Here is a 12212-nt window from a genome sequence, read left to right on the forward strand (position 1 = left end):
CTGCGACTCAGTCTGTCCTCAACCATATAACCAGGTGTCTTCATGCGTGTATCACAAACATTAATTCCCACGATGCGACAAGATCCCGGGGAAGCTGAAGTGGTCAGCCACCGCCTCATGCTTCGCGCGGGCATGATCCGAAAAGTCGCCGCCGGCATTTATTCCTACCTTCCTCTAGGATTGAGGGTCATTCGGAAAATTGAGACCATTGTTCGCGAAGAGATGAACCGGATAGGAGCGCAAGAATTGTTACTACCGATTTTATCCTCGGCCGAGCTTTGGAAGGAAACAGATCGCTGGGATTTCTACGGAAAGGAACTATTCCGATTACATGATCGGCATGAGCGCGACTTTTGCCTGGGCCCCACTCACGAAGAAGTCGTCACCGATTTATTCCGTCGAGAGGTCAGCTCCTATCGTCAATTGCCCGTCACGCTGTATCAAATCCAAACGAAATTTCGCGATGAAATCCGCCCCCGGTTTGGCATCATGCGAGGGCGTGAATTCATCATGAAAGATGCGTATAGCTTTGATCAAGATGTGGCAGGAGCCAAACATACGTACCAAGCTATGTACGACGCCTATTGCCGCATTTTTTCCCGCATGGGCCTCGAATTTCGTCCAGTGGAGGCCGATACCGGCTTGATCGGTGGCATCTCTTCTCACGAATTCATGGTCCTAGCCAATACCGGCGAAGAACTCATCGTTTTTGATCCTGACACGCAATATGCAGCCAATGTCGAACGGGCCGAAATTGCCCCACCCACCATCGGGAAGCCTGAGGCCGCACTACCGCTCGAAAAAGTCTCTACACCCAATGCTAAATCAGTTGAAGAGGTGTGCGCCTTTCTCAACATGCCTCCTTCCCGCCTGGTGAAAACCCTTCTGTATCAGACTGGCACGAATGAGATAACCGCAGTCTTGATCCGAGGGGACCATCAAGCGAACGAAATTAAAATTCAACGACACCTTGGTATTCATGAATTATCATTGGCGACCCCAGAGATGGTCCTCCGCTTCACAACGGCCCCAGTCGGCTTTGTGGGCCCGATCGGTCTTCAGAAAATTCGAATTCTGGCTGACCAGGCCGTGGCTGTTTTGAGTAATTTCATTGTGGGTGGAAACGAACCAGACGTTCACCTCATTCATGTCAATATTGATCGGGATTTTGTCATTGAGAGCATAGGAGATTTTCGCCAAGCCCAAGCCGGTGATCCTTCCCCACGTGGAGGCAGCCCGCTCCAAACAGCCAGAGGAATCGAGGTGGGGCATATCTTTATGCTAGGGACAAAATATAGTGAAAAAATGGGGGCAACCTACCTGGATGCTCAAGGTCAGACCCTTCCTGCTGTAATGGGATGCTATGGCATTGGTGTCAGCAGAGCAGCGGCCGCAGCCATTGAACAAAACCATGACGACAAAGGCATCTGTTGGCCCATGCCCATTGCCCCTTTTCAGGTCCACATCTTTTCGGTCACCGCATCAGAAAATGTACGTCAAGCTTCCGAGCAGCTTTATCAGGACCTTTCCCAAAACGGGATAGAGGTATTACTTGACGACCGAGAGGAACGAGGTGGAGTTAAGTTTAACGATGCAGATTTGCTCGGCATTCCTTTCCATATTATCCTTGGGGATAAGGGACTGGCACAAAACACCATTGAAATTAAAGACCGTAAAACTGGCGAAAAGCATCACATTCCCCGTGAGAAGGCATGTGAGTGGATAACTGCCACAGTCAGAGCAAAACTCGTATTTCAAACATGATAAATTAAGGAAAACAGATCAAATTCAGGTTGGTTACCGATGCCCACTCATGCATGGTATAATTTTTTTTGAAACCAAATTGCTCTCTATTCTTAAGGAGGATCTCATGACGAGATCCCAATCCAAAGCATACGGAGATAGACAAGCCCTTATTTTCATTGACAATACCTATTATTGAATGCTACTTTTCAAGGTTTGATTTTCAAGTAAACCACACGTCCTTTATTTATGACTGGCATAGCGTATGTTGAATCAAATGAACGTGAGGGGTCTCTTATTTGACCCCTACAACAATGCCTATATTGTCATCCTGAGAGATGAACAAAATTCTGATATGCTCCCAATCTGGGTTGGGAAGGCCGAAGCCAGCGCGATTAGTTTTGCCCTAGAGCGGATAGCTCCTCCAAGGCCGATGACCCATGATCTCATGAAAACGGTCCTTGATAATATGGATGCTAAGGTCATCAGTACGGTCATTACAGATCTGAAAGACAATACGTACTTCGCCAAAATCCATCTCCTTTTTGGAGATTCCGAGTTCACCGTTGACTCTCGGCCAAGTGACGCGATTGCCGTGGCCCTTCGCACGGATGCTCCTATTTTTGCTTCCGGGGAAGTGCTTCATAAACAAAACTCAGAAGAATTGGAACGATGGCTGGAAAACCTCAAGCCTGAGGATTTTGGGAAATCAGACGTCTAGCTGATGCTCATGTGGTCATCTGAAATATTTACGATTTATAATGATAGTGAGTGTGCGGGTGATGACTGAAATAAACACATTAATTCCGTTAAAGGTCCATGGGGTCCTGGTCGATCCGAATACCGACACGCAAATCGTGGTCTTACGGGATGAAAAAAATTCAGAGGTTCTTCCCATATGGGTCGGAACCGCCGAAGGAACATCGATTCGATTGGCCTTGGAGAACGTCATCCCCCCACGCCCCATGAGCCATGACCTTATTTGCAGCTTTGCCTCGCACCTTGGATTTACCCTTAACAAAGTCGTAATCACGGAAGTCAAAAATAATACGTATTTTTCAACGCTGTTTTTGTCCAAAGATGACTTGGAAAAATCCATCGATTCAAGGCCAAGTGATGCGATTGCCCTAGCTCTCCGATGTCAATGTCCCATCTATGTTACTCCGGAGGTGCTGGAACGTCGCGGGGGGGAAGATCTGGATACCTGGCTTTCCAAGCTCGATCAAAAAGGATTAGAACAAACCGATATCTAGATATGTAATCAAGTAGAGGAAAGGAACTCAGACACTCATGCGATCTTATCAAGCTAAACCGCTGGAAGTTGAACGACAATGGTTCTTAGTCGATGCTAAAGGGAAAACCGTTGGACGCTTGGCCGCCAAGGTTGCCTCCATCCTCCGTGGAAAGCATAAGCCGACCTTCACCCCGAATGTCGATACAGGCGATCATGTCGTCATCATAAATTCCAGTGAAATTCAATTCACCAGCAATAAATTTCGTACAAAGATTTATTATCATCACACCGGTTACCCTGGAGGAATCAAAGCCATTACCGCTGAGCATCTTCATGCAAAGAAACCAACCGAAGTCCTTACCAAAGCCATTCGTGGGATGCTTCCAAAATGTACGTTGGGGAAACAAATGGCCAAAAAGCTCAAAATTTACCCTGGGGCCGAGCATCTGCATCGAGCGCAAAGCCCAACGCCTTTAAATCTCTAAATTCATCCGTAACTGTGCCAACGAAAAAAAGGAGACTTATTCTCACATGGTCGATACCATTCAATACGCAACTGGAAAAAGGAAAAACGCGATTGCCCGAGCGTGGGTAGAACCAGGGCAAGGCGACATTCTCATCAATGCACGATCAGTTGATTCATATTTTCCACGATTGACGCATCAAATCCAAATACAAACACCATTCGAGGTCACCAAAACGGGCGGTCAATTTAATGTCAAAGCCACGCTGACAGGGGGAGGGGTCTCAGGTCAGGCGGGAGCCCTTCGCCATGCAATTGCCAAGGCCTTGGCCTTATATAATCCTTCGCTACGGGATCCCCTGAAAAAAAATGGATTGCTCACCAGAGATAGCAGGGTGAAAGAACGGAAAAAATACGGACAAAAGGGCGCCAGAGCCAGGTTCCAATACTCCAAACGATAATTGGGCGGTTCACCTTCGCGAGGAATTAATGGGGGAGGCCTCACAGCCTCCCCTTTTTTAATCCAACTTCTGTCTGATGGCGTTGCCACTCCAATCTAACTGTTCACAAATAATTATTTGTCACAAAGGAAAATCATTTCCTAATGGGTATCCTACTCAACCTTTCTCCCCCTCAATCAACTTTCTTGAAAAAAGGCCATGGATAGAAAAATTCGCGTCGCTGTAATCGGAGCCAGTGGCTATACGGGTGGTGAATTACTTCGATTACTCACCCTCCACCCTCAGATAACACTGACCCGCGTGGTGGCATCTGAAAAATCCGAAGGCCGCGCTGTCGCTTCGCTGCTTCCTCATCTTACGAAGATTTATGACTGTTCATTGTCTTCGTTGAATATCGACTCGATCGCCAAAGAAGTCGATGTGGTTTTTCTCGCGCTTCCTCATACGCAATCCTTGCAGCCAGTAGCCGATTTTCTCTCACAGGGGAAACATGTCATTGACTTGAGTGCCGATTATCGTCTTCAAGATCCGATGGTATATGAGCAATGGTATCAAACCCCCCATACTTTCCCTGGCCTGCTCAAAAATGCGGTGTATGGACTACCAGAACTCAATCGCGCGGCTATCGCCAAGACCCAACTTGTCGCCGTTGCCGGGTGTTATCCCACCGTCGCCATTTTGCAACTCGCGCCCCTTATGGCCCAAGACCTCATTGAGCACAACTCGATTATCATTGACGCAAAGTCGGGAATTTCAGGAGCCGGTCGCACACCTGCACTGGGCACTCACTTTCCTGAATCGCATGAAGCCATTCATGCCTATAAAATCGGCAAACATCGCCATGTGCCTGAAATCGAACAGGAGTTAGCACGACTGATTCCTGCTCCATCTTCAAAAACAGCTTTCCCCAGTCCATCTATAATTTTCACGCCTCACTTAATACCTATTAATCGAGGCATTCTGAGCACCGCCTATGCCAAATTGAAACCTGGCATTGATCAATCTCATTTGGATGCCGCCTATAAAAGTCGGTATCAAGACGAATATTTCATCCGACTCTTCCCCAGTTCCGAGGGAGTAAATCCCAAAAATCTGCGAGGCTCAAACTTTTGTGACCTCAGTTGCACCTATGATCCTCGAACGGGGTATCTCATCACCACAGGTTCGCTGGACAATCTCGTAAAAGGTGCAGCCGGGCAAGCGATTCAATGTATGAATCTTATGTTAGGACTTCCTGAAACACTTGGATTGACCGCGCCAGGCCTTTTTCCCTAAAACATTGTTCACCAGTTTCTCCTGACGAGAAGGGGATGTTTATATGTTTAAACGCATTAAAGGCGGGATCACTGCCCCAAAGGGATTCCTAGCCGCAGGGATTCATTCAGGAATTAAAAAGACCAAGCAGCTTGATCTGACCTTGATCGTGTCAGAGAAGCCTGGACCTATTGCCGGGGTGTTCACCTCCAACAGGCTCCCGGCCGCTCCCGTGATTCTTGACCGGCTTAATCTCAAGAAAGGCACAGGTCAGGCCTTCATTGTTAATAGTGGGAATGCGAACGCATTCACCGGACCGGAAGGATTAATCCATGCCAGGGAGATGGGTCGGAGAGTTGCCGAACAACTCACAATTCCCCTTCATCATGTGTTTGTCGGTTCCACTGGTGTCATTGGGGTACCGTTACCGATGCCGGCAGTGCGAAACGGCATTCCAATTTTGATTTCACGTCTACGCAAGGCTGGTCACCAGGAAGCTGCTAAGGCGATCATGACGACAGACACCTGTCCTAAAGAAATCGCTCTTCAAGACCAAATTGGCGGAAAAATAGTGACAATAGGGGGAATCGCCAAAGGTTCAGGAATGATCCACCCTGACATGGCGACCATGTTGGCCTATGTCACAACAGACGCAGCCATTGACCCAAAAACGCTACAAACTACCTTTCGCGCTGTCACCAACCAAACATTTAACTGTATTTCTGTAGATGGGGAAACCAGCACCAATGACACGGCCTTATGTCTGGCTAACGGGGAAGCCGGAAACTTACCCATCAAAACCGGAACAACGGCACATGGCAAATTTGAAGCACTTTTATTTCAGGTCTGTCACCATCTGGCCATGGAAATTGTTCGGGATGGCGAAGGTGCCACCAAAATCATCGAATTCCAGATCACTCAGGCTTCCAGTCATCGGGCCGCCAAACAGTTTGCCAATACTCTCGCCACCTCCCCTTTAGTTAAAACCGCTATATTTGGTGCGGATCCCAACTGGGGGAGAATTGTGGCTGCATTAGGACGGGCCGGCGTCCCTGTTAAAGCGGAGAAACTTCTCATTGGATTCAATAAGATTCCCGTCGTCAAAAATGGAAAAGGGCTGGGGCCTCAGGTGGAGAACCGAATAAAACAGGAAATGAAGAAGCCCTTCCTGACGATCTTTATTTCCCTCGGAATGGGTCAAGGATCATCCAAGATCTGGACCACGGATCTGACCTACGATTACGTGAAAATCAACGCATCCTATCGATCCTAACTTTTTTTCTCTGTTCAATCGGGAAATTGGAAATGGCCAATTGCCGAGAGATAGTTATTTTTTTATGTGGTGGCGGGAAATTAAATCATGGAGGGTCGGTCGGCTCACACCAAGGATGGTCGCAGCCTTCGTAATATTTCCACCTGTCTTGGCCAGCGTTTGCTCAATCACTCGCTTTTCTACGGTGTCTCTGGCTACTTTCAGGGTAAGGCCAACTTGACTCTCATCGGGAGGGGCTAAATCTAAATCTTCCGGGGCAATCCTTGGATTGTCGGTTAACGTCACGGCGCGACGAATCCTGTTTTCTAATTCTCGAATGTTCCCGGGCCAATGATATTGCTCGAGAGACATCAGAGCTTCCCGCGTAAATCCGGAAATCTTCTTTTTCGCTTCTTCTGAATAACGCTGAAGCAGCGATTTGCCCAACATCACGATATCGCCTCCCCGCTCCCGTAAGGGGGGAGCCGTAATGGTCACGGTATTCAATCGATAATACAGATCTTCTCGGAAGCGGCCATCTTTCATTGCCAGTTGTAGATCCATATTGGTGGCTGCCAGAACCCTTGTGTCAACTGGAATTTCTACGCGTCCGCCTACCCGCTCAATACTTCGTTCTTGTAAAACCCGCAGTAACTTGACTTGTAATGCAGGAGAAATTTCACCAATCTCATCTAGAAAAAGCGTCCCGCCCTGGGCCGACTCAATTCGACCTGGACGCTGGAGATGAGCTCCGGTAAACGCCCCTTTCTCATGTCCGAACAACTCGCTTTCTAGTAACGTTTCGGGAATAGCCCCACAATTAATCGCGATAAACGGGCCGTCCTTTCTGTGACTTTGCTGATGAATCGCCCGAGCCACTAACTCCTTTCCTGTCCCACTTTCTCCGACGATTAAAATGGAAATATCCGAACCGGCCACTCGCCGGATGGTATCGAATACTTTAACCATGACCGGGCTGCTCCCGATAATTTCAGGAAATCCCCGTTTCGCCTCACGCTCCAGAAGTTTGTGGTTTTCTTTTTCCAGGCCGGCCAAATACCCGGCCCGCTGAAGAACAACTTTTAACACTTCCAAATCTACAGGCTTTTCCATAAAATCATATGCGCCCAATTGAATAGCCTTGAGCGCATTCGCTCGATCTTGATTTCCCGTGATGACGACCACCTTCACCAAAGGATTCACCGCAAGCAATTGCTCCAAGGCAGACAGTCCCTCCGTCACCCCACCGACATCAGGTGGCAAACCTAAATCTAATGTGACCAGTGAGATCTTCTCCCGTTGAAGAATATCAACAGCTGCGGCGCGATGATCTGCCTCATAGATCATGTAGGAGGACTTTAATCCCCACTTCATCTGTTCAAGTATTTCCTTCCGGTCATCAACCAGAAGAAGTGAAGGAAGATGTGAATGCTCAGCTAGCGTATCAGAGTTCATAGTCACTTGTTTTTTCTTGAGTCATATTCTACCCCGACTTGAGACACACCAAACGCCATAGTACTTGCGTTATCGGCACTTTGAACGGGAAATGTAATCATCACCGTTGTGCCTTGCCCTTCCTGGCTCTCAATGTGAATCACGCCATGATGGTCCTCTACAATTCGCTTACATTGAAACAGTCCTACACCCAATCCATTCTTTTTGGAGCTTTTGAATGGCTGAAAAATATTTTCAAGCTGGGCCACGGACATTCCACCCCCTGAATCGACCAATTCAACGATCACCTGCTTGCCATCATAGGCGGTGGATATATCAATCGTGCCTTGCCCCTCGATCGCCTGGCGCGCATTAAGAATGAGATTTAACAATACCTGTTTAATTGCCTCCCTTTTTAGCTGAAGGACCGGAACCTCTAACCCCGGGGAAAAATTCGGTTGGCAGCCAGGGCCATTGATGGCTGCCAGAATCTCCTTGATCAATAGGTTCACATCTACCGGCTCTGTCGGGACTCCCTCACTCAAATTCGGTTCGTTCGCCTGACGAGATAATTCTCCCATTAAATCGATAATTCGCTGAGACGTACTTTTAACGGTCTGCATGGCCGATGCCTGAAATTCAATATTACTCCCGTATTGCGCGGCATTCTGAGCCACCATAGATAAACTCGACGCCAAATTCTTTAAATCATGTAAATAAAAAGCCGAGAACCGATGCACGGCCTCCCATTTAGCGGATGAACTACGCTCTTCTACCAACTCAAATTGAATGAGCAGCATCGTCACATGGTGCGCAATGGCTCGCAGTAAATCCAAATCGTCTTGATCGTAATCGTCATGCACCGATTCCTGACTTAGCGTACAAAACCCCAGCAGTCTGCCTTGCTCCGTCACTAAGGGCACACACACATGGGCGTGAGTGATATCAAGAAATTCCTTCCAATCCTCAGCCTCCCGCTGACCCACTTGCACCAACAAGGGTTCTTGCAGTCCTTTTAATTGGTGAATAAGAGGGTGATTTTCAGGAATCGGAATCGGCTCTGACACATTCGGTGACCGATCATTTTCCGTCAATTTCCTTCGACGCCGTTCTTTCCGAATTTGATGGTACCGTCCATCAACATCAAAACGTTTCCAAATTGTCACCCGAGACGTTCCAAATGTTCGACTGAGCCACTCAAGGTATCGGTTCAAAAGTTCGGAGACATCCTGACAGGCCGAAAACGTCTCAGTGACCTCTAACCATTTCTCTCGATAATCATACTTCGCCTTAAAAAAATGACGAGAAACAACTTGCTGAAATTCGACCCGAACACGCCTGGAAAGCATGGCGACCACCAATCCCATAACGGCAAGAAACATAAGAACCATTCCCAGTGATTCCTTGACCTCCCAATCGGTTTGTTGCACCACTACGGTCACCATAGCGACAAGAACGAAATACCCACTAACACACACTACGACCAGGGAAGCATATAATGCCTGGTGACTGATTTGAATCTTCTGGATCACCTCTGGTCCTCGCCATCTCCTCAAGCCCAGTGCCATGACAACCAGAGAACTAAACGATGCGAGCCCCCCTGCCCACACATCTTCCGGTCGCCACACCGAGACCACGACCAAATGAAAGGCCTGCGCGATGGAAATACATGCCAAACCTCCCAATCCAATCAGCACATATTTCAATCGATATCGTAGAGGATCGGGAAAAGACTGAAGGATACGTTCCAGCTGAAATATTCCCACACAGGAGACCAATACGATAAACCCCCAAATCGCCAATCCCTCTGGTTGTCTGAACACAATTTCCCCCTCAGGATTGACCTGCATGAATCCATCTGGCGTACCCACGATCACCATCGCTAAAAGAGCAGCTCCACAGGCAATAATCTTCCACCACCCTCTGCCCAATGCCAAAGAATTCGCAGAAAATTCATGCAATAATGAAAAACCGACAAAGCCGATCAATACCGGCAGAAGGACCTCACCAATGAAAATCAGTTTTTTGTAGATAATGAGATGGCCTGGAAACACTTCTAGTATCCCATTCAGTCCATGGATCCAAATCATAACGATCATCAGCAAGAGTAAAGGGGAAAAATATGCCCCATCTTTTCTCTTCACAAATATGATCGTGGCCAAAAACAAGGAAACTCCTGCCGTGAGAATAGATGGAATAACCCACACACTCATACTGATCCTTAATACCTATTGAGAGTTAAGACAGACACACGTTCATTGCTCGCTGCTACCAAAGGACACAGTCTTTTCATTGTTCTGATTGATAGAGGCATGTCGCATAACACATGTTTAATTATTCCGGCGCACCGGAGTTTATGGAAGAGGCATCCGACTATCTACGGCGGCCATCGAGCCCTTCGCGTATCAAGGTAAGGTTATCTTTTTTCAGGCTCATGAGGATTCAGTCACCAAGCTACTACAGCTTGGATTAACAGATGAAGGAATTTCTCTCAACAGATTTTCAGGACACCTTTATCATGGAGAAAGAGTTCAAGATGGAGCACCACCCTAGCCTGCTTCACAAGGACATTAATCAGAATGAAACTGTAGTAGTTTTTTCGGAAGATGAGGAGGGGGACTGTAGGGTTCGGCCTCTCAAATCGACCTCGCCTCTCGGCGGACAAGGAAAGCAAGAGTTCGATTCTGATGAAGAGGAGTATTTTTACCAGTTATAGGACAGAGCGGTCCGGTTTCACCCAAAAAATTTAATCATGCAGAAATAGGAACATGAGGCCATCCGACAGGAACGACCTGGCAAAATTGCTAAGATGACATACCAGATATAGATGGGCTTTCCAGCCCATTCCTGCCGAGAATTTCGAAGTGTGAATCAGGGTGAGACTACTTAACTGCCGTTTTTAAAATGACCCGAATCGGCACTATCCCGACCCCCGAGCTGAAAAATAAGCCTTTTGACAGCTGTAACAAATTACTGGAGTCCTGATTGGCCGTTTGAAGGAGACGCATCTTCTTGTCTATCGGAGGGATGCAATCCATATTTTTTGAGCAGTTTATAAAAATCTGCCCGATAGCGCCCGGCAATTTGTGCCGCCTTAGAAATGTTTCCTTGTGTGGCTTTCAGTAAATCTTGGAGGTACTCCTTCTCAAATGCCTCTTTCGCATCAGTTAATGGTTGAAGGCCACCTGGCTTGCTTTGTTCTTGTGGAGAAAGTGCAAGGAATTCTGCCGTAATAATGTCTTGAGGAGACATGACAACCGCGCGTTCAATCATATTCTCAAGTTCTCGAACATTCCCGGGCCAAGGATACGTAATTAAGGCCTGCATAGCTTCAGGGGAAAATCCTTTGACGATTTTACCGTGATGCTCTATGCTCCGTTTGAGAAAAAACTGGGCGAGTGAAGGAATATCCTCCCGTCGTTGCCGAAGCGGAGGAATCCACAAGGGAACGACGTGAATCCGATAATACAGATCTTCTCGAAATCGTCCTTCTCGAACGGCTAACTCCAGGTCCTTGTTGGTTGCAGCCAGAATTCTCACATCCACCTTCACTGGCACTTGCCCTCCGACGGGCACCACCTCTCGATTTTGAATAGCCCGCAAGAGTTTGCCCTGTAATGACAAAGGCATTTCACCAATTTCATCTAAAAATAATGTTCCCTTATCAGCACTTTGGATTAATCCTCTTTTATTTTGATGAGCCCCGGTAAAGGAACCCTTCATATGCCCAAACAACTCACTTTCAAACAACGTTTCTGGAATAGCTGCACAATTGACAGCCATAAAGGGTTTCGAAGCTCGAGGGCTATTACAATGTAGCACGCGCGCAATAACTTCTTTCCCCGTTCCGGTTTCTCCGGAAATACAGACAGTGGTATCGGTCTTCGCCACTTGCGCCACCTGCTTCAACACCGTATGCATTTCTGCACTCCGGGCCACGACATTTTCAAGCCCATATAATTCGTTCACCAGCAATTGTAGTCGATGAATCTCCTGACTCATTCGTTTGGTCGTGAGAGCTTTATCAATACTCTCCAGCAACTCTTTGTCATCAAACGGTTTGGTTAAATACCCATACGCGCCCTTTTTCATGGCTTCCACCGCATTGGGAATACAGCCATGTGCCGTTAAAATCAGGATTGGAAGATTTGTCTGATGCTGATGCAATTCTTCCATTAGATCCAAGCCATCCGCATCCGGCAATCGAAGATCCAAAATGGCAAAATCATAGGGATCTTCCTGAACGCGGCTCAACGCATCCCCCCCGGAGCCACACGCCGTCACCACAAACCCCATGGAATGCAGACGCATTTTCAGGAGGGTCAGTAAACTTGGATCGTCATCAACAACAAGAATTCGTTCATCAGCCAT

At 47.5% G+C, this 12212-nt stretch carries 11 protein-coding genes; 8 read left to right on the top strand and 3 right to left on the bottom strand.

Going from position 1 to position 12212, the window contains the following annotated elements:
• Window positions 1-42: 42 nt before the first annotated feature.
• The 7 genes from PP769_RS18275 to argJ all read left to right on the top strand — a co-directional run bounded on the left by PP769_RS18275 (window position 43) and on the right by argJ (window position 6428).
• Window positions 43-1764: a proline--tRNA ligase gene (locus PP769_RS18275; RefSeq protein ID WP_312642961.1), complete on the top strand. Its 1722-nt coding sequence runs from the start codon at window positions 43-45 to the stop codon at window positions 1762-1764.
• A gap of 244 nt (window positions 1765-2008) precedes the next feature.
• Complete coding sequence (locus PP769_RS18280; protein ID WP_312642969.1) at window positions 2009-2464, top strand: bifunctional nuclease family protein; 456 nt, start codon at window positions 2009-2011, stop codon at window positions 2462-2464.
• A gap of 61 nt (window positions 2465-2525) precedes the next feature.
• On the top strand, window positions 2526-2996 hold the full coding sequence (locus tag PP769_RS18285; protein WP_312642971.1) for a bifunctional nuclease family protein: 471 nt from the start codon (window positions 2526-2528) through the stop codon (window positions 2994-2996).
• Window positions 2997-3033: 37 nt separating this feature from the next.
• Window positions 3034-3462 carry a 50S ribosomal protein L13 gene (gene rplM, locus PP769_RS18290; protein ID WP_312642973.1) on the top strand — a complete coding sequence of 143 codons (429 nt, stop codon included), beginning with the start codon at window positions 3034-3036 and terminating at the stop codon, window positions 3460-3462.
• A 46-nt stretch (window positions 3463-3508) separates the two neighbouring features.
• Window positions 3509-3901: a 30S ribosomal protein S9 gene (gene rpsI, locus PP769_RS18295; RefSeq protein WP_312642975.1), complete on the top strand. Its 393-nt coding sequence runs from the start codon at window positions 3509-3511 to the stop codon at window positions 3899-3901.
• Window positions 3902-4099: 198 nt separating this feature from the next.
• Window positions 4100-5176: an N-acetyl-gamma-glutamyl-phosphate reductase gene (argC, locus tag PP769_RS18300; protein ID WP_312642977.1), complete on the top strand. Its 1077-nt coding sequence runs from the start codon at window positions 4100-4102 to the stop codon at window positions 5174-5176.
• A 43-nt stretch (window positions 5177-5219) separates the two neighbouring features.
• Window positions 5220-6428, top strand: a complete 1209-nt coding sequence (gene argJ / locus PP769_RS18305) for a bifunctional glutamate N-acetyltransferase/amino-acid acetyltransferase ArgJ (RefSeq protein WP_312642979.1) — start codon at window positions 5220-5222, stop codon at window positions 6426-6428.
• Between the two features lie 54 nt (window positions 6429-6482).
• On the opposite strand, the gene prsR is transcribed toward argJ, so the two are convergent.
• Together prsR and PP769_RS18315 are read right to left on the bottom strand one after the other, a co-directional pair.
• Window positions 6483-7862 carry a PEP-CTERM-box response regulator transcription factor gene (gene prsR, locus PP769_RS18310; RefSeq protein ID WP_312642981.1) on the bottom strand — a complete coding sequence of 460 codons (1380 nt, stop codon included), beginning with the start codon at window positions 7860-7862 and terminating at the stop codon, window positions 6483-6485.
• 2 nt (window positions 7863-7864) lie between these two features.
• On the bottom strand, window positions 7865-10054 hold the full coding sequence (locus tag PP769_RS18315; protein ID WP_312642983.1) for an ATP-binding protein: 2190 nt from the start codon (window positions 10052-10054) through the stop codon (window positions 7865-7867).
• 263 nt (window positions 10055-10317) lie between these two features.
• On the opposite strand from PP769_RS18315, the gene PP769_RS18320 reads away from it, so the two are divergent.
• The gene (locus PP769_RS18320) at window positions 10318-10557 is read left to right on the top strand and encodes a hypothetical protein (RefSeq protein WP_312642985.1); all 240 of its coding nucleotides are present in this window, start codon (window positions 10318-10320) and stop codon (window positions 10555-10557) included.
• 254 nt (window positions 10558-10811) lie between these two features.
• On the opposite strand, the gene PP769_RS18325 is transcribed toward PP769_RS18320, so the two are convergent.
• Entirely contained in the window at window positions 10812-12212 is a 1401-nt protein-coding gene (locus PP769_RS18325; protein WP_312642987.1) for a sigma-54-dependent transcriptional regulator, read from the bottom strand.

This window comes from Candidatus Nitrospira allomarina, assembly GCF_032050975.1.
Classification (GTDB): Bacteria; Nitrospirota; Nitrospiria; order Nitrospirales; family UBA8639; genus Nitrospira_E; species Nitrospira_E allomarina.